This is a genomic window from Bradyrhizobium sp. CCBAU 45394 (assembly GCF_028128655.1).
GTDB classification, from domain to species: Bacteria; Pseudomonadota; Alphaproteobacteria; order Rhizobiales; family Xanthobacteraceae; genus Bradyrhizobium; species Bradyrhizobium diazoefficiens.
The window spans coordinates 374140-399638 of sequence record NZ_LBIX01000175.1; the positions used below are offsets into that span (position 1 = coordinate 374140).

The 25499-nt window shown below is 65.7% G+C and carries 20 protein-coding genes; 7 read left to right on the top strand and 13 right to left on the bottom strand.

Annotated elements, in window-relative coordinates; translation table 11 throughout:
- Positions 1 to 65: 65 nt before the first annotated feature.
- Genes WN73_RS37000 through WN73_RS37010 form a run of 3 tightly spaced genes read left to right on the top strand, consistent with a single transcriptional unit; the run spans position 66 to position 3265 of the window.
- A complete protein-coding gene (locus WN73_RS37000; RefSeq protein WP_011083755.1) occupies positions 66 to 548 on the top strand; it encodes a MarR family winged helix-turn-helix transcriptional regulator in 483 nt (160 codons plus the stop codon).
- Positions 541 to 1704 carry an HlyD family secretion protein gene (locus tag WN73_RS37005; RefSeq protein WP_271557182.1) on the top strand — a complete coding sequence of 388 codons (1164 nt, stop codon included), beginning with the start codon at positions 541 to 543 and terminating at the stop codon, positions 1702 to 1704. Before WN73_RS37000 ends, WN73_RS37005 begins: the two co-directional genes overlap by 8 nt.
- A gap of 4 nt (positions 1705 to 1708) precedes the next feature.
- Complete coding sequence (locus WN73_RS37010) at positions 1709 to 3265, top strand: MDR family MFS transporter (RefSeq protein WP_011083753.1); 1557 nt, start codon at positions 1709 to 1711, stop codon at positions 3263 to 3265.
- A 176-nt stretch (positions 3266 to 3441) separates the two neighbouring features.
- Here WN73_RS37010 and WN73_RS37015 read toward each other — a convergent pair whose 3' ends face one another.
- The 6 genes from WN73_RS37015 to pcaF all read right to left on the bottom strand — a co-directional run bounded on the left by WN73_RS37015 (position 3442) and on the right by pcaF (position 10192).
- A complete protein-coding gene (locus WN73_RS37015) occupies positions 3442 to 4533 on the bottom strand; it encodes a phosphotransferase (RefSeq protein ID WP_271557186.1) in 1092 nt (363 codons plus the stop codon).
- A 48-nt stretch (positions 4534 to 4581) separates the two neighbouring features.
- Positions 4582 to 6273 carry a methyl-accepting chemotaxis protein gene (locus WN73_RS37020; protein ID WP_028172616.1) on the bottom strand — a complete coding sequence of 564 codons (1692 nt, stop codon included), beginning with the start codon at positions 6271 to 6273 and terminating at the stop codon, positions 4582 to 4584.
- A gap of 263 nt (positions 6274 to 6536) precedes the next feature.
- Positions 6537 to 7139: a protocatechuate 3,4-dioxygenase subunit alpha gene (gene pcaG, locus WN73_RS37025; RefSeq protein ID WP_271557189.1), complete on the bottom strand. Its 603-nt coding sequence runs from the start codon at positions 7137 to 7139 to the stop codon at positions 6537 to 6539.
- Position 7140: 1 nt separating this feature from the next.
- The gene (gene pcaH / locus WN73_RS37030; protein WP_271557191.1) at positions 7141 to 7842 is read right to left on the bottom strand and encodes a protocatechuate 3,4-dioxygenase subunit beta; all 702 of its coding nucleotides are present in this window, start codon (positions 7840 to 7842) and stop codon (positions 7141 to 7143) included.
- 128 nt (positions 7843 to 7970) lie between these two features.
- Positions 7971 to 8864 carry a dioxygenase family protein gene (locus WN73_RS37035; RefSeq protein WP_271557193.1) on the bottom strand — a complete coding sequence of 298 codons (894 nt, stop codon included), beginning with the start codon at positions 8862 to 8864 and terminating at the stop codon, positions 7971 to 7973.
- Positions 8865 to 8983: 119 nt separating this feature from the next.
- Complete coding sequence (gene pcaF / locus WN73_RS37040) at positions 8984 to 10192, bottom strand: 3-oxoadipyl-CoA thiolase (RefSeq protein WP_028172612.1); 1209 nt, start codon at positions 10190 to 10192, stop codon at positions 8984 to 8986.
- Positions 10193 to 10518: 326 nt separating this feature from the next.
- Here pcaF and mutS point away from each other — a divergent pair, with 326 nt between their 5' ends.
- Positions 10519 to 13257 (top strand): DNA mismatch repair protein MutS, encoded by a 2739-nt coding sequence (mutS, locus tag WN73_RS37045; protein ID WP_060909484.1) that lies wholly within the window; start codon positions 10519 to 10521, stop codon positions 13255 to 13257.
- A gap of 116 nt (positions 13258 to 13373) precedes the next feature.
- On the opposite strand, the gene WN73_RS37050 is transcribed toward mutS, so the two are convergent.
- From WN73_RS37050 to WN73_RS37075, 6 genes are all read right to left on the bottom strand, one after another.
- Complete coding sequence (locus tag WN73_RS37050; RefSeq protein WP_271557196.1) at positions 13374 to 15050, bottom strand: methyl-accepting chemotaxis protein; 1677 nt, start codon at positions 15048 to 15050, stop codon at positions 13374 to 13376.
- A gap of 388 nt (positions 15051 to 15438) precedes the next feature.
- A complete protein-coding gene (locus WN73_RS37055; RefSeq protein WP_011083743.1) occupies positions 15439 to 16248 on the bottom strand; it encodes a hypothetical protein in 810 nt (269 codons plus the stop codon).
- A gap of 218 nt (positions 16249 to 16466) precedes the next feature.
- Positions 16467 to 16976 carry an OsmC family protein gene (locus tag WN73_RS37060; protein ID WP_027542149.1) on the bottom strand — a complete coding sequence of 170 codons (510 nt, stop codon included), beginning with the start codon at positions 16974 to 16976 and terminating at the stop codon, positions 16467 to 16469.
- A 55-nt stretch (positions 16977 to 17031) separates the two neighbouring features.
- Positions 17032 to 17817, bottom strand: a complete 786-nt coding sequence (locus tag WN73_RS37065) for an ABC transporter ATP-binding protein (RefSeq protein ID WP_028172608.1) — start codon at positions 17815 to 17817, stop codon at positions 17032 to 17034.
- A gap of 4 nt (positions 17818 to 17821) precedes the next feature.
- A complete protein-coding gene (locus WN73_RS37070) occupies positions 17822 to 18667 on the bottom strand; it encodes an ABC transporter permease (RefSeq protein WP_038965193.1) in 846 nt (281 codons plus the stop codon).
- A gap of 261 nt (positions 18668 to 18928) precedes the next feature.
- Entirely contained in the window at positions 18929 to 19900 is a 972-nt protein-coding gene (locus tag WN73_RS37075; protein WP_271557198.1) for an aliphatic sulfonate ABC transporter substrate-binding protein, read from the bottom strand.
- Positions 19901 to 20088: 188 nt separating this feature from the next.
- Between WN73_RS37075 and WN73_RS37080 the strand changes: the two genes are divergently transcribed.
- Positions 20089 to 22878, top strand: a complete 2790-nt coding sequence (locus tag WN73_RS37080; RefSeq protein WP_028172605.1) for a [protein-PII] uridylyltransferase — start codon at positions 20089 to 20091, stop codon at positions 22876 to 22878.
- 146 nt (positions 22879 to 23024) lie between these two features.
- Here the strand turns inward: WN73_RS37080 and WN73_RS37085 are convergent, their stop codons facing one another.
- Positions 23025 to 23555 (bottom strand): methylated-DNA--[protein]-cysteine S-methyltransferase, encoded by a 531-nt coding sequence (locus WN73_RS37085; protein ID WP_028172604.1) that lies wholly within the window; start codon positions 23553 to 23555, stop codon positions 23025 to 23027.
- Positions 23556 to 23653: 98 nt separating this feature from the next.
- Between WN73_RS37085 and WN73_RS37090 the strand changes: the two genes are divergently transcribed.
- Positions 23654 to 24010: a DUF1304 domain-containing protein gene (locus WN73_RS37090; protein ID WP_186363054.1), complete on the top strand. Its 357-nt coding sequence runs from the start codon at positions 23654 to 23656 to the stop codon at positions 24008 to 24010.
- A gap of 177 nt (positions 24011 to 24187) precedes the next feature.
- Entirely contained in the window at positions 24188 to 25414 is a 1227-nt protein-coding gene (locus tag WN73_RS37095; protein ID WP_028172602.1) for an ABC transporter substrate-binding protein, read from the top strand.
- The last annotated feature ends 85 nt before the right edge of the window (positions 25415 to 25499 follow it).

A 25499-nucleotide genomic window follows, 5' to 3' on the forward strand; every position in this document is an offset into this window, starting at 1 on the left:
TTAACCCGCCATGAAAAAATCATAAGCTTGCTTATAGTATCTCAAGCTTATAGGAGACCAAGCTCATGAGCCGCGGGCCCGTGGACCAGAACTTCCTGTTTACGCTCGCCGAGCTCTATCGCCTGCTGCGCGTCTATGCCGACAAGGAGGCGTCGCGCTTCGGCATCACCCGCGCGCAATGGGCGGTGCTGGCCAAGGTCGAGCGTAGCGAGGGCATGAAGCAGTCGGAGCTCGCCGAGCTCCTCGAGGTGCAGCCGATCACGCTGACGCGCCTGATCGACAAGCTCTGCGACAATGACTGGATCGAGCGCCGCAGCGACGCCTCGGACCGGCGCGTCAAGCGCCTCTACCTGAGGAAGGCCGGCCGGCAATTGCTCGGCAAGATGAGCGGGCTCAGGTCCGAAATCACGGCCAACGCGCTCGACGGTATCAATCCGGCGGATGCCCATCGCCTCCTCACCCAACTCGAAGCAATCAAGGAAAACGTGCGTACCGCGATCCAGACATCCGGAGCGGAACAAGCACGTAAGGAGCAGCGCTATGGCTGATCAAGTCATCAAGTTCCAGCCCGAGCAGAAGATCGACAGCGGCAAGCCCACCAAGAAAGCCGGCACCGATCCCCGCCGCCGCATCGCCGCAGGCCTGCGGCGCTATCGCCGCTTCCTGCTGATGGTCGTGCTGCCGATCGTCGTCGCCATTGGCGGCTTGACCTTCTATCTGAATGGCGGCCGCTATGTCGGTACCGATGACGCCTATGTCGGCGCGCAGAAGGTGCTGGTGACGCCCGACATCTCCGGCAAGATCGAGAAGGTCGTCGTGAGGGAAGGTCAGCTCGTCAAGCAGGGCGATGAGCTGTTCGAGATCGATCCCGTGCCGTTCCGCCTCGCGGTGGACGAGGCCAGGGCGCAGCTCGCGCAGGCGCAGTCGACCTACGACAATCTCCGCGCCAACATCAAGATCTACGGCGACATGCTGAGCCTCGCCCAGCAGGGCGTCGACCTCAAGCAGCGCGACGTCGAGCGCAAGCAGGCGCTGGTCAAGAACAGCTACGGCTCGCAGCTCGACCTCGACAACGCGGCGAACGCGCTGGTCACATCAGGCTCGATCGCGCAATACGTCAAGCAGCAGATCTCGGCGGCCAAGACGCAACTGCTCGGCGATACCGACCTGCCGCTGGAGAAATTCCCACCCTACGCGCAGGCCAAGTCCAAGCTCGACAACGCCGAGCGCAATCTCGATCACGCCGTGGTGCGCGCGCCGATGGGCGGCGTCGCGACGCAGGTCGAGCAGATTCAGCTCGGCCGCTACGTCACGGCCGGCACGCCGGTGTTCTCCATCATCGACGTCGCCCATCCCTGGGTCGACGCCAATCCGAAGGAAAGCGACCTCACCTACGTCACCGAAGGCCAGCCTGTTACCCTCGAGGTCGACGCGTTCCCGAACCACGTGTTCAAGGGCAAGATCGGCTCGCTCTCGCCCGGTACCGGCGCGCAGTTCGCGATCCTGCCGCCGCAGAACGCCACCGGCAATTTCGTCAAGGTGGTGCAGCGCGTGCCGATCCGCATCTATTTCGACGAGACCGACAAATACGTGCGGAAGCTGAAGGCCGGCATGAGCGTCTACGCCACCATCGACACCGGCCATCGGCGCTCGCTCGCCGGCCTGTTCGGCCTGTCGGCGACCGCGGGCCAGGACAAGGACTGATCCGATGTCCGGCCCCAATGCCAGCCTGATGGTCCCCGGTCTGCGCCGGAACATGGTGACGATCTGCGCCATGACCGCGACCATCATGCAGGCGCTGGACACCACCATCGCCAATGTCGCCCTGCCCTACATGCAGGGCACGCTGTCGGCCTCGCAGGACCAGATCAACTGGGTCCTGACCTCCTACATCGTCGCCGCCGCGATCATGACGGCGCCGGTGGGCTGGATCGCCAACCGCTTCGGCCGCAAGCGCATCTTCATCATCTGCTCCGCCGGCTTCACCATGGCGTCGGTGCTGTGCGGCCTCGCGCAGGACATCAACCAGATGGTGCTGTTCCGCCTGCTGCAAGGCGTGTTCGGCGCGGCGCTGGTGCCGCTGTCGCAGTCGGTGATGCTCGACTATTACACGCTCCAGGAACGCGCCAAGGCGATGTCGATCTGGGGCATGGGCGTGATGATGGGCCCGATCATGGGTCCCTCGCTAGGGGCATGGCTCACCGAGACCTATTCCTGGCACTGGGTGTTCTTCGTCAATCTGCCGTTCGGCGCCATCACCGTGCTCGGGCTGATCATCTTCATGGACGAGACCAGGAAGGACATCAGCCTCAAATTCGACTGGTTCGGCTTCGCTGCGCTGGCGGTCGCGATCGGCTCGCTTCAGCTCGCGCTCGACCGCGGCGAGCAATTGGGCTGGCTCGAATCCAATGAGATCGTCGCGGAGTTCATCGTCTCCGCCGTCGCGTTCTACTTCTTCGTCGCGCACTCCTTCACGACCTCGACGCCGTTCATCCGCTTCGCGCTGTTCCAGGATCGCAATTTCGTCACCGGCTGCATGTTCATGGTCGTGATGGGGCTCGTGCTGTTCTCGACCATGGCGCTGGCCTCGCCCTACATGCAGAACGTGATCGGCTACCCCATCATCACCGCCGGCCTGCTGCTGGCGAGCCGCGGCTTCGGCACCTTCTTCGCCATGATGCTGGTCGGCCGCATGATGCGTTATTTCGAGGCACGCACGCTGATCATCTCCGGCCTGACGCTGACCGCGGGCTCGCTGTATCAAATGACCGGCTGGACCGACCTGACCCAGGTGCCGGAGATCGTGACCGTCAGCGTCATCCAGGGCTTTGGCTTCGGCCTGGTCTTCGTGCCGCTCTCGACCGTTGCGTTCCTGACGCTGTCGAACGAGCTGCGCACCGACGGCACCGCGATGCTGACCCTGATGCGCAACGTCGCGAGCTCGGTCGGCATTTCCGTCGTCATCGCCCAGCTGACGCAGGGCACGCGGCGGACCTATGCGATCCTGTCCGAGCACGTCAACCCGTTCAACCACGCGCTCCAGATGCCCAGCGTCAGCGGCATGATCAACCTATCCACCGACGCGGGCCGCGCCATGGCCGACAGGATGGTCAGCGTGCAGGCGCAGATCATCGCCTTCGCGCACGACTATATGCTGGTGATGGTCTTCATCCTCTGCACCATCCCGCTCGCCCTGTTGATCGGCTCGACCAAGGCCACGCTGCGCAGGCAGGCCGCGGGGCCGGAACATGCGGTGATGGAGTAAGGGGAGGGGCGTCACAAGCTCCGCCGTCGTCCTGGACAAGCGAAGCGCAGATCCAGGACCCATTACCCCAGGGAGGAGTTTGGCGAAGACTCGTGATTACCAGCTTCGCGCCACAACCTCGCCCTGGGGTAATGGTCCTGGCTTTCGCCAGGACGACAGCAAGTATGTAGCGTCGCCTACCCCAACAACTCCTCACACCCCAGATCCTCGACCGCCATCATCACCCGCTCCAGATTGTTCCACCAGATCAGCGGCGGGATGTTGATGCTCCACTGCCAGACCGGCCGCGTGATCTGCCAGAGCACCGACAGACGATAGTCCTGATCGAGCGCGCCGCGCGTGTAGCCGCTGACGCCGTTGGCGACCAGCGTCTCGTGATAGCGATTGAGCAGCGGCCGTTCGAGCGCCTGCCTGCGGTCCGGGTACCATTGCATCGCCATCATGTAGGCAAGGTCACTCGTCGGCACGTTGATGCGCCACTGATCGAAATCGAAGATGCGCACGGTATCCGCGACGCCGGGGCGCGGCAGCATGAAATTCCAGATATGGGCATCGCCATGGGCAATGCTGATGTGACGCCGCGAATGATAGCGCTGGGATAGCCGAGCCGAGTGCTCGATCAGGCGGCGATAGAGGGTGCGGCGCTCTTCGCCGAGGCGATCACCGAGCAGATCGGCGAAGCGGTCGTAATGGCCGGCGAAGGTTTCCATGTGCTGCGCGCGGTCCTCGGCGCTCGCCCAGGTGCCGACGGTGTCGCCAAGACCGGGATGGTCCCACCATGCCGCATGCCAGCGCGCCAGTGTCGTGACGATCGCCATCGCCTGCTCACGCGACGGCGGCAGCGGCCACTTCGTTGCGATCTCATGGCTGTCGGTAAGGTCCTCGAGCAGCAGGAGCCAGGTGGGGCCGTCCTCGTCGAAATGCCCGTCAAAGCAGCGCGGCACCAGTCCCGGCGGCATCTTCGGCGCAAGCTGCGTGTAGAAGTCCACCTCGCGCCGGCCGCCATTGGCGAGGCTCTCGGCGAAAGCGGAATTGGGAGTCTTGAGGATCAGCGACTGCGGGGCGCCAGCGGACTCGCCGACATAGCGCAGCCCGAGCCTGACGATCTGTGACACGAGGGTGTCGCGCTGATGGAGCACCTTCACCTCGCGCACCGCGCCGGCGTCAAGCACGCCGCCCCTGCGCAGCGCCGCCGTCAGTTGGGCGGGCTCAACGACCGCCGGCAATTGTGGAGATGTCATAGCCACGATGCCCCTGTCCCGCGCCATACTGCACGATCACGCCCCCGGGCACCAGCGGCCGACGCGATGCCGGGCTCAAGCCGCGGCGGTCGAGTCGCGCACAGTCCGGACCACGACCGACCGCAGCTGTTCGAGATTGGACGCCATGCCGGCGATCGCCTGCCTGACCTCCGCGGCGCGCTCGTTCACGGAGGCAGCGTCGCGGCTGACATTGCTGATCTTGGCCGAGACCTCCTTCGCGGCGGACGCCGATTCGGAAATCGACCGCGCGATCTCCCGCGTCGCGGCGTCCTGCTGTTCCATCGCGGCAGCAACCGAGGTCGCCACACCGTCGATCTCGACGATGTGGCCCCCCATGGTCTCGACGGCATCGACCGCGGCCTGCGTCGAGGCCTGGATCTCGGCGATCAGCCGCCCGATCTCCTCGGTGGACTTGGCGGTCTGGTCGGACAGGGATTTCACTTCGGCGGCCACCACCGCGAAGCCGCGGCCGGCCTCGCCGGCGCGCGCCGCCTCGATCGTGGCGTTGAGCGCCAGCAGGTTGGTCTGGCCGGCGATGCCGCCGATGAGGTCGGAGACCTCGGCAATCTTTTTCACCGATCCCGCCAGCGCCTGAATGGTCGAACGCGCCTGCTCACGGCCGGCAACGGCCGATCTGGTGACCGTGCTGGTCCGCGCGACCTGGCCCGCGATCTCGCGGATCGAAACACTCAGTTCTTCGGCCGCGGCCGAAACGGTCTGGGAACTGCCGAGGGCCTGGGTGGAGGCCGCGGCCACCGCCTGCGACTCCGAGGACAGCGATCGCGCGATCTCGGACAGGCTGGAGACGGCCCGCTCGACGCCCTGGCTCGCCGCGCTCGCGGTGTCGACCGAGCGCCCGGTCTCGCGCTCGACGGTTTCGGCCATCTGGTGCAGGGCGCCGCGCTTGGCGAGCGCGGCCTCCCGCTCCTTCTGCAACTGCTCCTCGCGCAGCCGCGAATTCTCGGCCGCCGCCTGCTTGAACACCACAAGCGCGCCCGCCATCGAGCCGACCTCGTCCCGGCGGTGTGCAAATGGAATGTCGGCGGCGAGATCGCCGGTCGCGAGCCTTTGCATCGTATCCGTCATGCGCACGATCGGGCGCACCACGCCGAGGGCAACGCCAAGCAGGCCTGCGGCAACGAAGGCCAGGACGGCGGCGGAGACGCCGAGGAGGATATAGAGCATGGTGCTGTCGCGCTCCGCGGCCAGCTTCTCCATGTCGGCGTTCTGCTTGTTGGCGCTCTCGACGATGCTGTCGATGACGGCGCGGTGGGCCGTGTAGGCGTCCTTGAGCTGCGCGTAGGCGCCTTCGGCAGCGGCGCTGTTCTTGGCCTTGAGGGCCGGCAGGAGCTGATCGGACAGGACTTTCCAGAACTTCTGCACCTCGGCATCGGACTTCGACACCAGCGCGTTCTTCAGATCGGCCGAGAGGCTGGAGGCGATCCAGAATGCCTTGCGCTCGTCGTAATCCTTGCGGAGCTGGACCAGGCGCTCGCCATGGGCCGCCAGCTGATCCGGCTCGCGCATGGCGAGGGTCGCTTCGAGATAGGCCTCGATGACATATTCCGGCGGCGGCAGGATGTCCGCGATGAGGTCGTTGCCCAGCTTGATGTCGGAATAGAGCGGACCGCCGACCTTGAGCTCGCGCAGGGCGTAGAGGCTGGTGGAAACGACCGCCGTGAAGCCGATGGCGAGAACGATCCCGAATGCAATGACCGCAGAAGAAAGCGAGAGACGAAATTTCATGGAACAATCCAATGCCGCTGGTCGAAATCCGAACGGACCCTAAACGATTGCGGTAAACACGGGATTGCTTCGCGCGGAAATTGTATTCCGCGGAGACCGGAAAATTACGGGAATTGGATGTCGAACGGTCGGTTTTCAGGCAGCGAGACCGACTCACGGCGCGAAGAGAAACGACTCAGGCCCGATGCGGAGCAGCAGCCGACTCGGTTGCGCTGGATGAGAAACGCGTGCCGGCCGTCGATATCGCCGCCACGCGTGCCGCCTCACACGTCGAAGAACACCGTCTCGTTGTCGCCCTGCAAACGCAGGTCGAGGCGATAGACCGCCTTCCCCGCCTCGCGCGTCGCGATCAGCGTGGCGCGGCGCTCAGCGGGCACCAGCGCCAGCACGGGGTCGGCGGCATTGCCGGCCTCGTCGCTGAAATAGATCCGGGTGTAGAGATGCCGCAGCATGCCGCGGCCGAACACCGCAAGGAGGATATGCGGCGCCTGCGGCTTGCCGTCGGGATCGGGCACCGCGCCCGGCTTGACGGTGTCGAAGGCGTAATTGCCGTCCTTGTCGGTGCCGCAGCGGGCGAAACCGCGGAAGCTGGCGTTCGGCAGCGCGCGCTTGTCCTGCGGATCGGAGAAGCGGCCTTGAGCATCCGCCTGCCAGATCTCCAGCATGGCATCGGGCACGGCGACGCCGTCACCGTCGAGCACGCGACCCTCGATGCGGACACGATCGCCCGTGACGTCGGGCGTCAGCGTCGAGTTGGTGAACGCGTCATTCCAGGCGTAGTCGCCGGTCGGCGTCAGGCCGTATTTGAAGAACGGACCGACGGTCTGCGATGGGGTGATCCCCTCGGGCTTCACAGAATCCTGCACGTTAGTGGTTCTCCATGGGCGTGGCGTTCTTGCCGCGCAGCACGATGTCAAAGCGGTAGCACAGCGCCCATTCGGGCTGGGTGTTCTCGAGATCGAACGACGAGACCATCCGCGCGCGCGCCTTCTCGTCCGGCACCGAATTGAAGATCGGATCGAACGGGAACAGCGGATCGGCCGGGAAGTACATCTGCGTCACCAGGCGCGTGACGAAGGAATGGCCGAACACCGAGAGATGGATGTGCGCGGGACGCCAGGCGTTGTGGTGATTGCCCCACGGATAGGCGCCGGGCTTGATGGTGACGAAGCGGTAGTAGCCGGAGGCATCGCTCTGGGTGCGGCCTGCGCCGGTGAAGTTCGGATCCAGCGGCGCCGGATGCTGGTCGCGGACATGGACGTAGCGGCCGCAGGAATTGGCCTGCCAGATCTCGACCAGCGAGTTCGGCACGCCGCGACCGTCCTCGTCGAGCACGTGGCCGTGCACGATGATGCGCTCGCCGATCGGCTCGCCGGTATGCTGTATGGTGAGATCGTTGTCGCCCTCGCGCACGGTCTCGTGGCCGTAGACCGGGCCGGTCAATTCCGACAGCGTGTGGCGCATCGGGATCAAGGGCTTGTTCGGTGCGCGCTTGATCGAGCTCTTGTACTCGGGCGACAGCGGCAGCGGATGCGCCTTGTTGCTATCGACGGGATAGATGAATGTCATTGGCGAACTCCTCCCCCGGCCATTTTGGTCCGGCCGGTCAACACTTCCGCCAATCATTATAGGATATAACTAATTGGGGGAAGCGGGTTTGGCGGCCTCTCTGCGCCGGCACATGGCACAGCCGCGCCCTATTTGATCGGCGGACGTGGCAGCACGGCCTCGCCGGCCTCGAGCCGGTAGGTGTGGTCGAGCGAATACCAGGGCGTCGCGACGTCGCGCGCGGTCGGATGCGGCGTATCGTGGCGCAGGAACTTGCCGATCAGCGCCTGCGTCACCCCGAACTGCACGTCGCTGTCGATATGCGGATCGGCGGGGTCGTAGACCTGCGAGATCAGCACCTTGAATCCGGGCTTGAAGATCAGCGCGTGCAGATGCGCGGGACGATAGGGATGCCGGCTCTGCGCCTTCAGCAGGCGGCCGACCACACCACTGGTCGGAATGGGATAGCCAACCATCATCACCGAACGGAAGGCGAAGCGCCCGTCCTGGTCGGTCGTGAACTTGCCGCGCAGGTTCATGTCCGCTTGCTCGGGGTCCTGGTTCTCGTAGAGACCGACCGGCGAGGCATGCCAGACATCGACCTCCGCCCCAGTGACGGGACGGCCATCCTTGTCCACGACGCGGCCGCTGACGAACAGCGGCGCACCCGGGGTCTCGGAGCGAACGATCGATCCGCCGTTCTCGACCCGCGGCGAGTTCAACCGCCAGAACGGTCCGAGCAGCGATTGGTCGGTTTCCGTATTGCCCTGATCGCCATTGTTGAGCAGGCACACCAGCGGCGAGACGCCGAGCGAGCCGGCCATCAGCACGACTTCGTTATGCGTATCGGTGGTCAGCTTGCCGAGCTCGGCCACGATCGCGGTCGCGTCACGGAATTCCGCCTCGGTCAGGCGAACATCGCGGACGAAGGCGTGCAGGTGCTTGACCAGTGAGACCATGATCTGGCGAAGCCGCGGATCGGACGTCCGCTCCATCACCGCCAGTACCGCGGCCGTGACGTCCTGCTCACGTTCGATGATCATGCTTGCCTCCCGGTCGCCCGTCATTCCGGGGCAGCCCCACAGGGCTGAACCCGGAATCTCGAGATCCCGGATTCCGCTCTAACGAGCGGCTCCGGGATGACGGGACGCGCAGCGTCCCGTCAGTTCAGCTTCTCGATCGCCACGGCAACGCCCTGGCCGACGCCGACGCACATGGTGGCGAGCGCGAGCTTGCCGCCGCGCTTCTCCATGCCGTGCACGGCGGTGAGCGCCAGGCGCGCGCCGCTCATGCCGAGGGGATGTCCGAGCGCGATGGCGCCGCCATGCGGATTGACGAAGTCGGCATCGTCGGCAACACCGAGTTGGCGCATGCAGGCGATGCCCTGCGAGGCGAAGGCCTCGTTGAGCTCGATCAGGTCGAAATCGCTGATCTTCTTGCCGAGCCGCTCCATCAGCTTGCGGGTCGCAGGCACGGGTCCAATGCCCATGATGCGCGGCGGCACGCCGGCCGAGGCGAGGCCGAGGATGCGGGCGCGCGGCGTCAGGCCATGCTTCTTCACGGCAGCTTCGGACGCCAGGATCATCGCAGCCGCGCCGTCGTTGACGCCGGATGCGTTGCCGGCGGTGACCGTGCCGGGATTGCGCACAATCGGCTTCAGCTTGGCGAGACCTTCCAGCGTGGTCTCGGGACGCGGATGCTCGTCCTTGTCCACCGTGATCGGACCGGCCTTGCCGCCGGGAATGCTGATCGGCGTGATTTCTTCGGCGAAATAGCCGGCCGCGATCGCGGCGCCTGCGCGCTGCTGCGAGCGGATGGCGAAGGCGTCTTGGTCGGCGCGCGAGACCTGGAATTCCTCGGCGACGTTCTCGCCGGTCTCCGGCATCGCATCGACGCCGTACTGCGCCTTCAGCAGCGGATTGATGAAGCGCCAGCCGATGGTGGTGTCGAAAATCTCGGCCGAGCGCGAGAAGGCCTCCTGCGCCTTGCCCATCACGAAGGGCGCGCGGGTCATGGATTCGACGCCGCCGGCAATGGCGAGCTCGATCTCGCCGGAGCGGATGGCGCGGCCGGCGGCACCGACTGCATCGAGGCCGGAGGCGCACAGGCGGTTCAGGGTCTGGCCGGGAACCGAGTCGGGGAGGCCTGCGAGCAGCAACGCCATGCGTGCGACGTTGCGGTTGTCCTCGCCGGCCTGGTTGGCGCAGCCGAAGAACACCTCGTCCACCTGCGCCCAATCGAGATTGGGGTGCTTGGCCATCAGCGCCTTGATCGGCGCGGCGGCGAGGTCGTCGGCACGCACCTTGGCGAGCGAGCCGCCGAAACGGCCGATCGGGGTCCGCACGGCATCGCAGATAAAGACGTCACGCATCGTTGTTCTCCCTGAATGCCGCGGTCCGGCCAAATTCTTCAATTCCGGCGGAGTTTTAGGAGGGCGCCCGCGGCAGGTCAATTGGCGGTTTCGCGGGTGGCCGTCATTCAAACCCCACCGTCTTTCCGGGGCGCCCGGAGGGCGAGCCCGGAATCCATAACCACAAGCCGGGGTTATGGATTCCGGGCCTGCGCCTTTCGGCGCATCCCGGAATGACGACCGAAGATGAGGCGCGCTTATCCCGCCATACGGACAGCGTGGAAAACCTCCCTTCCCCGGCCAAACCGATAGGAGCGCGGGACGAAATTTTGTAGGTTGCGCCGCCCATGACGATGCAACAGCCGATACCCGTACCGCCGCCCGACGAAACGCCCGCGCCTCAGGCGGAAGCCGCCGCGCGCGTCACGCCGATGATGGAACAGTACCTGGAGATCAAGGCGGCGCATCAGGGCCTGCTGCTGTTCTACCGGATGGGCGACTTCTACGAATTGTTCTTCGAGGACGCCGAGATCGCCTCCAAGACGCTCGGCATCGTGCTGACCAAGCGCGGCAAGCACCAGGGCGCGGACATCCCGATGTGCGGCGTGCCGGTCGAGCGCGCCGAGGATTATCTGCACCGCCTGATCTCGGCCGGCCACCGGGTCGCGGTCTGCGAGCAGACCGAGGATCCCGCCGCCGCGAAAGCGCGCGGCAACAAGAGCGTGGTGCGCCGCGGCGTGGTGCGGCTGGTCACGCCCGGCACGCTGACCGAGGACACGCTGCTCGATGCGCGCGCCAACAATTACCTGCTGGCGATCGCGCGCGCCCGCTCGTCCACCGGCGGCGACCGCTTCGGGCTCGCATGGATCGACATCTCGACCGCCGAATTCATGGTGACGGAATGCTCGGGCGGCGAGCTCGCCGCAACGCTGGCGCGGATCAATCCGAACGAGGCGATCGTCACCGACGCGCTCTACAATGACAACGAGCTCGGACAGACCTTGCGCGAATTGCCGGCGGTGACGCCGCTGACCCGCGACGTCTTCGACGGCGCAACCGCCGAGAAGCGGCTGTGCGACTACTTTGCCGTCGCGACCATGGACGGGCTGGCACAGCTGACCAGGCTCGAAGCGACGGCCGCGGCCGCCGCCGTCACCTATGTCGACCGCACCCAGGTCGGCAGGCACCCGCCACTGTCACCGCCCGCGCGCGAAGCCTCGGGTGCGACCATGGCGATCGATCCGGCCACGCGCGCCAATCTCGAGCTGACGCGGACGCTCGCCGGCGAGCGCCGCGGCTCCCTGCTCGATGCGATCGACTGCACCGTGACCTCGGCGGGCTCGCGCCTGCTGGCGCAGCGGCTGGCGGCGCCGCTGACGGATGCGCCGGCGATCGCGCGGCGGCTCGACGCGGTCGGCGCCTTCGTTGCCGATTCGGCCGCGCGCGAAGACATCCGCAGCATCCTGCGCGGCGCGCCCGACATGTCGCGGGCGCTGGCCCGTCTCTCGGTCGGCCGCGGCGGACCGCGCGACCTCGCGGGCTTGCGCGACGGCATCATCGCCGCCGACCAGGTGCTGGCGCGGCTCGGCGAACTCGACCAGCCGCCGCAGGAGATCGCTGCGGTGATGGCGGCCTTGACGCGACCATCGCGCGAGCTCGCGGCCGAGTTTGCGACAGCGCTCGACGAGCAACTGCCGCTGATCAAGCGCGACGGCGGCTTCGTGCGCCAGGGCTACGAGCCCGCGCTCGACGAAGCCCGGAACCTGCGCGACGCCTCGCGCCTCGTGGTGGCCTCGATGCAGGCCCGCTACGCCGACGACACCGGCGTCAAAGGCCTCAAGATCCGGCACAACAACGTGCTCGGCTATTTCGTCGAGGTCACCGCGCAGCATGGCGACAAGCTGATGTCGGCACCGCTCAACGCGACCTTCATCCATCGCCAGACGCTTGCGGGCCAGGTCCGCTTCACGACCTCCGAGCTCGGCGAGATCGAAGCCAAGATCGCCAATGCCGGCGACCGCGCGCTCGGCCTCGAGCTCGAGATCTTTGAGCGGCTCTGCGCCAAGGCGCTCGAGATCAGCGACGACCTGCGCGCCGCCGCGCAAGGCTTTGCGCTGCTCGATGTTGCGACTTCGCTGGCCAAGCTTGCAGTCGACGAGAACTATGTGCGGCCGGAAGTGGACTCCTCGCTCGGCTTCGCGATCGAAGCCGGCCGTCATCCCGTCGTCGAGCAGGCCCTGAAGCGCAACGGCGAGCCGTTCATTGCCAATGCCTGCGATCTCTCGCCGGCGCCCGCGCAAAAATCCGGACAGCTCTGGCTGCTGACCGGTCCCAACATGGCTGGTAAATCGACCTTCCTGCGCCAGAACGCGCTGATCGCACTGCTGGCGCAGATCGGCAGCTTCGTGCCGGCGACGCGCGCCCGCATCGGCATCATCGATCGCCTGTTCTCGCGCGTCGGCGCCGCCGACGATCTCGCACGGGGCCGCTCGACCTTCATGGTGGAGATGGTCGAGACCGCGGCGATCCTGAACCAGGCCGGCGAACGCGCGCTCGTGATCCTCGACGAGATCGGCCGCGGCACGGCAACCTTCGACGGCCTCTCGATCGCCTGGGCCGCGATCGAGCATCTGCACGAGAGCAACCGCTGCCGCACGCTGTTCGCGACGCATTATCATGAGCTCACCGCGCTTTCGGCCAAGCTGCCGCGGATGTTCAACGCCACCGTGCGCGTCAAGGAGTGGCAGGGCAATGTCGTGTTCCTGCACGAGGTGCTGCCGGGCTCGGCCGACCGCTCCTACGGCATCCAGGTGGCAAAACTCGCAGGCCTGCCGCCGGCCGTGATCACGCGCGCCAAATCCGTGCTGGCGAAACTCGAGGCGCAGGATCGCGGCCAGACCGCGCGGGCCCTCGCCGATGATCTGCCGTTGTTCGCCGTGCCCTCACGCGCCGCCGCGGAAGCCGCGCCGCCGAGCGAGGCGGAGCTGCTGATGGACGCGGTGAAGGCGCTGCACCCCGACGAGATGTCGCCGCGCGAGGCGCTCGATGCACTGTATGCGTTGAAGGCCAAGCTGCCGAAGCAGTAACGGCGCCGTAGGGTGGGCAAAGCGTAGCGTGCCCACCATGCAACGACGAATTCGCGGATGGATGGTGGGCACGGCGCGCGAAGTGCGCGCGCCTTTGCCCACCCTACGATACTGCCCTACGCCCGCGCCGCGATCGCCGCCGCTTCCGCCGCGGCGCGCTGCATGCTGGTCGACATCTCGTTCGTGACCGTGCTCTGCTCCTCGACGGCGGCGGCGGTCGATGTCACGTATTCGCTGACATTGTTGATCGCCTGCTTGATGGAGCCGAGCGCGCTGACGACGTCGCCGGAGATGCCGTTGAGGCTGCCGATCTCCTGGCCGATCTTGTCGGTCGCCTGCTTGGCCTGGTTGGCGAGGCTCTTCACCTCGGAGGCGACCACGGCAAAGCCGCGGCCGGCTTCGCCGGCGCGCGCGGATTCGATCGTGGCGTTGAGCGCGAGCAGGTTGATCTGCCCGGTGATGCTGTTGATCATCTCGACGATGCCGCTCATCGCCTGCGCGGCCTCGGTGAGGCGCTGCGCCTGGGCGTCGGCGGCGGCGACCTGATCCACCGCGCTCATCGCGGTTTCGCGCGATTTGGTCATCGCCTCGGAAATCTCCCGCACCGAGGCGTTGAGCTCCTCCGAACCCGCGGCGACAGATTCCATCATGCCGCGGACGCGCTCGTTGCCCATGCGGACGAGCACCTGCTTCGTGGTGTCGGTGGCATATTTCACGACCTTGAACGGCTTGCCGTTGAGATCGAGGATCGGGTTGTAGGAGGCCTGAATATAGACCTCCTTGCCGCCCTTGCCGATGCGCTTGTATTCCGCCGCCTGGTACTGGCCGCGGTTGAGCGCGGCCCAGAACTCGCGATAGGCCGCGCCGTCGCGCTCGGCAGGCTCGACGAACATGCTGTGATGATGGCCCTTGATCTCGGCGAGTGAATAGCCGAGCGTTCCGAGGAAGTTGGCATTGGCGGTGATGATGGTGCCGTCCATGTTGAACTCGATCACCGCCTGCGCCTTGTCGATCGCCGCGATCTGACCGGCGAGATCGGCGTTCTTCAGCTTCTCCGCGGTGATGTCGGTCGCGAACTTGGCGACGCCGAACGGCTTGCCGTTCTCGTCGAGCAGGGGATTGTAGGAGGCGAGGATCCAGACCTCGCGACCGCCCTTGCCGATGCGCTTGAACTCGCCGGCCTGGTATTCGCCGCGGTTGAGCGCGGCCCAGAATTCGCGATAGGCGCCGCCGTCACGCTCGGACTGAGCCACGAACAGGCTGTGGTGCTTGCCCTCGATCTCGGCCAGCGAATAGCCGAGCGCCTTGCAGAAATTCTCGTTGGCCGTGACGACGGTACCGTCGAGCTTGAACTCGATCACGGCCTGGGCGCGGCTGATGGCGGACACCTTGGAGGCTTCCGTCATGGCGCGGACCTTCTTGGCGGTGATGTCGGTCGCGATCTTCACGACCTTGACCGGCTTGCCGGCATTGTCGAGCACCGGATTGTAGGACGCCTCGATCCAGACCTCGCGGCCGCCCTTGGCAATTCGCTTGAATTCGGCGGCCTGCGGCTCGCCGCGGTTGAGCTGCGCCCAGAACGCCTTGTATTCGGCGCTGTCGCGCTGGTCGGCCGGCACGAACATGGCGTGCTTCTTCCCCTTGATCTCGTCGAGGGAGTAGCCGAGCGCCTTCAGGAAGTTCTGGTTGGCCGTAAGAATCGTGCCATCCATCGCAAACTCGATCACGGCCTGCGACCGGCCGATGGCGGCGAGCTGTGCGTCTGCATCACTGCGGGAGTTGCGACCAAACATCAAAGAATCTCCATCTCGAAACAACACCGATCGGGACGTGCCCGTCGGAACCAAGGGGATGTGACCGCGCGGCAGCGATGCCGTATTCCAATCAGCGGTTCCCGCAGGTCCGATCGCTTGAATAGAGATCCGCCAAAATATACGCGGGCGGTGTCGGACGCGGGTATGCAAGTTGATTCGTACGGGAAAAGCTCGAACAAAGTTCTAATAGAAATGTCGGAAAGCAGCAGCCGGGGAAAATCATCGGTGCACACGGCGCCCCGCGGCGGTCTCGGCCCGAATTTGAAATGACATTTGTCATTCAACGGCTTGCGGGACGCCGCGCTGATTGCTCGAATGAACTAGCCGCAGATATGTCTTCGACATCATCTCGCGTTCATCCGTAGTCTCACGGCTTCTGCCGAGCCTTGCGCATCGCGCGCCGGCCGATCCCCCACAGCGTCAGGTTCCAGGTGACGCAAGTGCCGAGCGCAAGACTCAAGCCGACGGCCAGGCCGAACTGCACCACCGCGACGTGCATGACGGCGACCGCCATGCCGAATCCGAGCAGGCCCCAGGCGGAGTTGGCGAGCACGGCGGCGGTCGGCGGACCGCCGATGCGCGGATGCAGGATCACCATCATGCTGGAGAACACCACGGGATACAGCGCGATGATGCCGCTGATACGGGGGCCGACCCAGCTGGAAGTCGAGACCACGATGGCGACGAGGGTCGCGACCAGCGCGGCCCGCATCGGGACGTCGTACCAGCGCCGCGTCACCAGCGGCATCTTCACGTGGCGATAGCCTGCGAGCAGCGGAATGCAGATGCCGAATGCGATCAGATTGGCGGCAAGCCCGGCGGTGAGCGACCAGTCGAACTGGCGGATGATCGAGGCCAGCCCGATCCACACCGCGACGGCGCTGCCGCAACTCACCGCGAGATTGTGCCGCTGCGACAGCACGACATAGGTGAGGCACATGAAGATGGTCGCCGCGTTCACCGGCAGGCTCGCCAGCGCGCCCTGCGCGATGAAGGCGGCGTCATGGTCGATCGCGAGGAAGACGTAGGACGGACCGGCCGAGACCGGCAGGGTCGCGATCAGCGCACCGATCACCGGACCCGAGCGTTCGGTGATGATCGAGGCCGTCACGACGAACGCCGCCGCGATCGCCATGCGCAGGAGCAGGAAGAGGATGAAGTGGAGCTCGGGGGACATTTTTTTGTTTGTCGTGCCGGACAAGCGAAGCGCAGATCCGGAAGGAAGGCATTCTGTCCGTCATTCCGGGGCGCGCGAAGCGCGAACCCGGAATCCATAGCCACAGGGCGTAGTGATTCGAGAGCCGGACCTACGACCGTCCGAAATCACGACAGCCTTGGGTTATGGGTTCCCGCCTACGCGGGAACGACATCAGTTGTGGAGCAGTGGCTCGCGCCTCACATCCGCTGCATCGACACCGAAACCTTCGGGCCGTTCTTGATGGTCTGGTAGACCACGCAATAGCGCTCGGTGAGCTTGAGCAGCAGATCGAGCTTGTCCTGCGGCGCCGGCGTGTCGACCTCGAAGCGGAGGCGGATCTCGGCGAAGCCGACCGGCGTCTCCTTGTCGACGCCGAGCGTGCCGCGGAAATCGAGATCGCCCTCGGCATAGACGTTGCCGGTCTTGAGCGGCACCTCGATCGCGGTCGCAACCGATTTCAGCGTGACGCCGGCGCAAGCAACCAGCGCCTCGAGCAGCATGTCGCCGGAGCAGAGTTCGAGGCCGGAGCCGCCGGTGGCCGGATGCAGGCCGGCAAGCGCGATAGCGCGGCCGGTCTCGACCTTGCAGGCGATACCGTCGCTGTCGGTCGAGCCCTTCGCCTTCAACGTGATCAGCGCGGTCTTGGGATCGGTCTTGTAGCGTTCCTTGATCGGGGCCTGCATCTGGCGCAGTTGGGCAGCGTCCATTTTCGTTCTCTCCCGGAAAAATCGCCCCTCGATGTACCGGCTTGAGGAGAAATTGTCACCACCACATGGCCTGACCGGGACCCTGGGTTGCGTCACGGTCGGGCACGCTGCGGTCGAGCGAACGGTCGAGTGACGTCAGCACACTTCGTTTGAAGTTCTCGAACAGCGGCGAATTGCGGTCGCGCGGCCGGCCCAGATTGATCTCGATCTGGTCGAACAGGCGGCCCGGCCGCGGCCGCATCACCAGCACGCGATCTGCCAGCACCACGGCCTCGTCGACGTCATGTGTGACGAGGATCAAGGTCGGGCGCGTGTCGGCCCAGAGATCGAGCAGATGATCCTGGAGATCCCTGCGGGTGAATGCGTCGAGCGCGGAGAACGGCTCGTCGAGCAAGAGCACCTCGGGCTGCGGCACCAGCGCGCGGGCGATCGCGACGCGCTGCGCCTGCCCGCCGGAGAGCTCGCGCGGCCAGGCCTGCGCCTTGTCGGCGAGCCCGACGCGCGCGAGCGCGCGCGCCACCTTCTCGCGCCGCTCGGCCGCGGGCAAATCGGCAAGGCCAAAGCCGATATTGTCGGCGACGCTGAGCCAGGGCAAAAGCCGCGGCTCCTGGAAGATGATGCCGATCTTGGCGTGGGGCGAGGCGATCGCCTCGTCGTCGAGCGTCACCGTGCCTGAGCTGGCGCGATCGAGGCCGGCGATAGCGCGCAGCAATGTTGATTTGCCGCAGCCGGAGCCGCCAATAATGGCGACGATCTCGCCTTGGCGGATCGCGGCCGAGAAACGCGCCAGCGCCTCGACGCCGTTGGGATAGGTCTTGCTGACCCTGTCGAGCGCGAGCATCGCGTTACGCTCCCCTGGGACGCCCGAAGCCGTCCTGCCAGCGCAGGAAGGGCGCGGACCCGACCTCGATCAGCCAGTCCGTGAGCTTGCCGAGCATGGCGAAGATCACGATCGCGGCGAGGATCTGCGCGGGCTTGCCGAGCTGCTGGCCGTCGAGCAGGAGATAGCCGAGACCTTCGGACGCCCCGATCAATTCGGCCGCCACCACGAACATCCAGCCGAGACCGAGGCCGACGCGCAAGGACACCACATAGGCCGGCAGCACCGCGGGCAAGAGGATGCGGCGGATCATCGCCGGGCCGGAGAGGCGGAAGGTGCGCCCGACCTCGACGATCTTGCGATCGACCGAGAGGATGGCACCCATCACGCCGAGATAGACCGGGAAGAACACGCCGACCGCGATCAGCGCGATCTTCGATGTCTCGAAGATACCGAGCCAGAGGATGAACAGCGGCACCCAGGCCAGCGAGGGTATCGCGCGCAGCGCCTGCACGGTCGGATCGAGCAGCCGGCGCGCCAGCGACCAATAGCCGGAAATCGCGCCGAGCAGCGTGCCGGCGACCACTCCGAACGCGAAGCCAAGGCCGACACGCCACAGCGTCGCGGCGATGTGACGGACCAGCTCGCCGGAGCGGGCGAGGTCAGTGATGGTGACAAAGACGCGCGAGGGCGGCGGCACCAGCCGGCCGTTGGACCAGCCGGACCACACCACGAGCTCCCAGCCGAGCGCGAGCGCGAGCGGCAACAGCACACCCAGCACCGGCCGCGCGTAACGCGCGATGCGCGAGGGCGCGGCGGCGCCCTCGGCCGGTTCAGAGGATCGTTGCAAGGCAGGCGCGTCGGAGATCATGGCCATAGCAAGCGCGTCTTGTGAGGGAATGCAACAGTGTCGCCACACCCACGACCGTCGTCCCGGACAAGCGCGCCTCAAGCGCGCGCCGATCCGGGATCCATAACCACGGGGAGGAGTGGTTACGGGGATTCGGAGTGACCGCCTTCGCGCAACAACCACTCCCTGTGGTGATGGGTCCCGGCCCCCCGTGCGCAATTGCGCAACTAGGCCGGGACGACGGCGGAGTTTGATGCACGCGCGGCTGCCTCTTCCTGCCGACTAATTCGTCGGCAGCGGAATCTGGTCGTCGATCAGCGCATCCAGCGTCGCCTTCACGTCAACCTTGGCGTCGACGACGCCCGCCTGCTGCAACGCCAGGCCGGCGGCGAGGATCGACTCGCGCTGGGGCGAGCCGATGCGGCTGTGGGTCAGCTCGGTGCGCTCCTTGAGCTGCTTGTCGACGACGGCCTCGAGAAGCTTCGTCACGGCGATGAAGGTCTTCTTCAGTTCGTCATAGTTCGCCAGCGAATATTTGCGCGCCTCTTCGTAAGTGGCGAGCACGCGGCGGGCCACGTCCGGATAGTCCTTCAGGAACTGCTCGCGCACATTGAGGATGCCCCAGGTGTTAGCGTCCGCCTTGCGATAGAACAGCTTGGCGCCCTCCTCCACTTCGGCCTGCGCCATCATCGGATCGAGCCCGGCCCAGGCATCGACATCGCCGCGGATCAGCGCGGTCTTGCCGTCGGCGTGCTGGAGCAGCACCGGCGTGATGTCCTTCTCGGTGAGGCCGGCGCCAAGCAGCGCGCGCACCAGGAAGATGTGCGGATCGGTGCCGCGCGTCACCGCGACGCGCTTGCCCTTGAGATCCGCAACGCTTGCGATCCTGGACTCCTTGCCCGTCACCAGCGCGGTCCATTCGGGACGCGAATAGACATAGATCGACTTGATCGGGTTGCCGTTGATCTTCGCCACCAGCGCCGCCGAGCCCGCGGTCGAGCCGAAATCGATCGAGCCGGCATTGAGGAATTCGAGTGCCTTGTTGGAGCCGGCCGATTGCACCCAGGTGATGGTGATGCCGTCCTTGGCGAACTCCTTCTCCAGCAGCCCCTTCTGCTTCAGCACCAGCGACACCGGATTGTAGGTCGCCCAGTCGATGCGGATTTCCTTGAGCGGATCGGCCGCCCGCGCCGCGGGGGTCATGGCGAGCGCCATCGCGCCCACCAGCAGAATGCGTCGTGTCACCTTGGTCATGCCCGCCCTCCTCAAAAACTTCATTGTTTTTCAATGAGTTACATCTAGAGGTCAACGAGAAAATCCCACCCTTGAAAGCGGGTCGCCCGAGAACAACTTTGCCCGATGCCGGGCTTTTCAAGCATGGAACGACTATTGCCAGCGAATGGCGGGTGACAGCGCCTGTCACCTCTTATATCCGGTGTGACATGGACAGCGTCACGACAGAGCACAAGCAAGAGGTGGACGATCGCTTCGACACCGCGCGGATCACCGCAGCGGTCGATGCGCTTGCCGAAAAGCACCAGGGACGCGAGGACGCGTTCCGCACGGCCATGGCGCAATTGCTCAAGGCCGAGCTGATCGCGGCGCGCGCCGCCGCACAGGCGATCCTGCTGAAGGACCGCCATGGCCGTCGCTGCGCCGAGCGGCTGTGCCATGTGCAGGACGAGATCATCCGCATCCTCTATTCGGCGGCAACCCGCCATCTCTACCGCTCGCCGATCCCGAGCGGCGCCGAGCGCATGGCGGTGGTCGCGACCGGCGGCTATGGCCGCGGCCTGATGGCGCCGGAATCGGACATCGATCTGCTCTTCATCCTGCCCTACAAGCAGACCGCCTGGGGCGAGCAGGTCGCCGAGGCGATCCTCTATTGCCTCTGGGACATGGGGCTGAAGGTCGGACACGCCACGCGCTCGGTCGACGAGTCGATCCGGCAGGCGCGCGGCGACATGACGATCCGCACCGCAATCCTGGAGACGCGCTTCCTGACCGGCGACCAGCCGCTCTATGACGAGCTGGTCGAACGCTTCGACAAGGAAGTGGTGCAGGGCACCGCGTCCGAATTCGTCACCGCAAAACTCGCCGAGCGCGAGGAGCGGCACCGGCGCGGCGGCCAGTCGCGCTACCTGGTCGAACCCAACGTCAAGGACGGCAAGGGCGCCTTGCGCGACCTGCACACGCTGTTCTGGATCGCCAAATACGTCTACCGCGTCCGCGACACCGACGAGCTGGTCGAGCGCGGCGTGTTCGACGCGCAGGAATACCGCACGTTCCGCCGCTGCGCCGATTTCCTGTGGTCGGTGCGCTGCAACCTGCACTTCTACTCCGGCCGCGCCGAAGAGCGCCTGTCCTTCGATCTCCAGCGCGAGATCGCGGTCCGGCTCGGCTACACCTCGCATCCCGGCATGCAGGACGTCGAGCGGTTCATGAAGCACTACTTCCTGGTCGCCAAGGAAGTCGGCAACCTCACCGCCATCCTCTGCGCCAAGCTCGAGGACCAGCAGGCCAAGCCCGCGCCGGTCCTGAGCCGGATGATGGCGCGGCTGCGCCCGACCCCCGCGAAGCGGCGCGTGCCTGACAGCGACGACTTCATCGTCGACAACAACCGCATCAACGTCGCCGCGCCCGACGTCTTCAAGCACGACCCGGTCAACCTGATCCGCATCTTCCGCCTGGCGCAGAAGAACAACCTCGCCTTTCATCCGGACGCGATGCGCGACGTGACGCGCTCGCTCGGCCTGATCAACGCCCAGCTTCGCGAGAACCCCGAAGCCAACCGGCTGTTCATGGAGATCCTTACCTCCGACAACGCGGAGATCGTGCTGCGTCGGATGAACGAGACCGGCGTGCTCGGCCACTTCATCCGGGCCTTCGGCAAGATCGTCTCGATGATGCAGTTCAACATGTATCATCACTACACCGTCGACGAGCATCTGATCCGCTGCGTCGGCTTCCTCCAGGACATCGAGCGCGGCGGCATCGAGGAATTCGCCGTAGCCAGCGACCTGATGCGCAAGATCCGGCCCGAGCATCGCTCGGTGATCTACATTGCGACGCTCCTGCACGACGTCGCCAAGGGCCGGCCGGAGGATCACTCCATCGCCGGCGCCAAGGTGGCGCGGCGGCTCTGCCCGCGGCTCGGCTTCAGCCCGGCCGACACCGAGCTCGTGGCCTGGCTGATCGAGGAGCATCTGACCATGTCCACGGTCGCGCAGTCGCGCGACCTGTCGGACCGCAAGACGATCGAGAATTTCGCTGCCGTGGTGCAGTCGGTCGAGCAGATGAAGCTGCTGACGATCCTCACTACCGCCGACATCCGCGGCGTCGGTCCCGGCGTGTGGAACGGCTGGAAGGCGCAGCTGCTGCGTTCACTGTACTACGAGACAGAACCGGTGCTGACCGGCGGCTTCTCGGAAGTCGACCGCGGCAAGCGCCTCACGGCCGCATACGCCGAATTCCGCAACGCCTTCGCCGAATGGCCGGCGGACGAGCTCGACGCCTATATCGCCCGGCACTACCCGGCCTACTGGCTCAAGGTCGAGCTGCCGCGCAAGATCCGCCACGCCCGCTTCGTCCGCTCCAGCGAGCAGGCCGGCCACAAGCTCGCGATCAATGTCGGCTTCGACGAGGTGCGCGGCGTCACCGAGCTGACCATCTTCGCGGCCGACCATCCCTGGCTGCTGTCGATCATCGCGGGCGCCTGTGCCTCCGCCGGCGCCAACATCGTCGACGCCCAGATCTACACCACGACCGACGGCCGCGCGCTCGACACGATCTCGATCTCCCGGGAATACGACCGCGACGAGGACGAGGGAAGGCGCGCCACCCGTATCGGCGAGATGATCGAGGACGTGCTGGAAGGCAAGCTGCGCCTGCCCGAGGTGGTGGCGCGGCGCACGGTGCGCAGCAAGGCACGGCCCTTCGTGATCGAGCCTGAAGTGACCATCAACAACCAGTGGTCCGACCGCTACACCGTGATCGAGGTATCCGGCCTCGACCGGCCCGGCCTGCTCTACGAGCTCACCACCGCGATCTCGAAGCTCAATCTGAACATCGCCTCCGCCCACGTCGCGACCTTTGGCGAGCGCGCGCGCGACGTGTTCTACGTCACCGACCTGCTCGGCGCGCAGATCAACGCGCCGACCCGCCAGTCCGCGATCAAGAGCGCGCTGACCCACGTGATGGCCGGCGACAAGGCGGTTCAGCCCGCGGCGTGACGGCGGTCGCGCGCACCTCTCTCCCCTCGTCATTCCGGGGCGCCGCGCAGCGGCGAGCCCGGAATCCATCGAGCCACTGGTGACGCGGATAAATGGATTCCGGGTTCGCGCTACGCGCGCCCCGGAATGACCACGGGAGTGAGAACCTAGACCTCCACTCCCTCGTGCCGCAGCAGCCAGCGCTTACGCTCGAGCCCGCCGCCGTATTTCACCAGCGAGCCGTCGGCGCCGATCAGGCGGTGACAGGGCAGCACCACGCTGATCGGGTTGGAGCCGTTGGCATGGCCGACGGCGCGAATGGCCCTGGGCATGTCGATCCTTGCGGCGAGCGCGCCGTAGCTCATCGTGGTGCCGGCGGGGATTTGCGCAAGCGCGGTCCAGACCTTTTGCTGGAACGGTGTGCCGGCGATGCGCCATGCGATCGCTGATAGCCTTCCGAGGTTACCTGCGAAGTAATCCGACAGCGCGGCCTTGATCGCTGCCGGCGCGGAGCGCTGGCTCAGATCCACCGCGCCGTAGTGCAGGCGCAGCAGCTCGCGCATGCGGTGCTCGTAGTCGTCCCAGTCGAGCGCACGCAAGGCGCCCTCGGCATCGGTGACGAGCAGGGCGGTTCCGATCGGCGTCGCCAGACGATCGAGGCCGAAGCGTTCCGGCAGGCTGGTTGATCGAGCGGCCATTGCGACTCCATCACTTCAAATCATGGGATCGCACTTGCCATGCCGGGCGTGCTACCGTCCACCCGAAAGCTGACGCTTTGGGGGAGCTCAACTTGAGTCTGATCGCGAATATCCTGGTGGCGCTGGTCGCCGCACTGCACGCCTACTTCCTGATCCTGGAGATGTTTCTCTGGGACAAGCCGCAGGGCTTGAAGGTCTTTCGCAATACGCCGGAAAAGGCCGCGATCACGAAGGTGATGGCTGCCAATCAGGGCCTCTATAACGGCTTCCTTGCCGCCGGCCTGATCTGGGGCCTGCTTCACGGCAACCCGGCCTTTGCATTCCAGATCAAGGCGTTCTTCCTGCTTTGCGTGATCGTGGCCGGCGCCTATGGCGCGGCAACCGTCAGCACGCGCATCCTGCTCGTGCAGGCGCTGCCGGCGGCGATCGCGCTGGCGGCATTGTTCCTGGCCTAGGACCGCTGGCCTAAGATCCTTGGGCCTAAGATCCTTGGCCTGAGACGCTACGGCGCAGTGCCGCGATCCTTGCGCGGCGGCGAACGTTCCTCCACACTCTTCGGCAGCGATGGCGACCGTTGCAACCAACGGAAAAAGACCATCGGCCGAAAATTCCGTCAGGAGGAACAACCCAACATGAGCAATCGCAGAGTCTTCATGGCTGCCACGGCGGCGCTCGCCTTCGCGGTCTCCGCCAGCCAAGCCCTCGCACAGAAGAAATATGACACCGGTGCGAGCGACACCGAGATCAAGATCGGCCAGACCGTGCCGTTCTCCGGCGCCTACTCGGTCTATGCCAATATCGGCAAGACCCAGGCCGCCTACTTCAAGATGATCAACGATCAGGGCGGCATCAACGGCCGCAAGATCAACCTGATCCAGTATGACGACGCCTATTCGCCGCCGAAGACCGTCGAGCAGGTCCGCAAGCTGGTCGAAGGCGACGAGGTGCTCTTCACCTTCCAGCTCATCGGCACCGCGGCCAACGCCGCCGTGCAGAAATATCTCAACGGCAAGAAGGTGCCGCAGCTGCTGGCCTCGACCGGCGCGGCGCGTTTCAACGATCCGCAGAACTATCCCTGGACCATCGCCTACAATCCGAACTACGTGTCCGAGGGGCGCATCTACGCCAAGTACATTCTGGCCAATCACCCCAACGCCAAGATCGGCGTGCTCTACCAGAACGACGACATGGGACGCGACTACCTCGCGGGGCTCAAGAGCGGCCTCGGCGACAAGGCCGCCGGCATGATCGTCGGCGAGGTGTCCTACGAGGTCACCGATCCGACCGTGGATTCGCAGGTGGTCAAGCTGAAGTCGATGGGCGTCGACCTGTTCTATGATGCCTCGACGCCGAAATTCGCCGCGCAGGCCATCAAGAAGCTCGCCGACCTCGGCTGGACGCCGGTGCACATCCTCGACATCAATGCGAGCCCGATCTCGGCGACGCTGAAGCCGGCCGGCCTCGAGATCTCCAAGGGCATCATCTCGACCCAGTATGGCAAGGAACCCAGCGATCCGCAGTGGAAGGACGATCCGGGCGTGAAGGCCTTCTTCGCCTTCATGGACAAGTACTTCCCGGAAGGCGACAAGCTCAACACCGTCAACACCTATGCCTATTCGGTGGCCGAGCTGCTGGTGCAGGTCTTGAAGCAATGCGGCGACGACCTCACGCGTGAGAACGTCATGAAGCAGGTCGCCAACATCAAGGACTTCACCCCGAGCTTCGCGCTGCCCGGCATCAAGATCAACACCGGGCCGAACGACTACCGCGTCAACAAGCAGATGCAGATGATGAAGTTCAACGGCGAGCGCTGGGAGCTGTTCGGACCGATCATCGAGGACAACGGTCCGTCGGGCTAGCGACTCGGAGACGTCACAGGGTGGGTTGGCGAACCGCAGCCCACCCTACGAACTGCGGGCACATCCCCGCCTTGCGTTGCAGCAA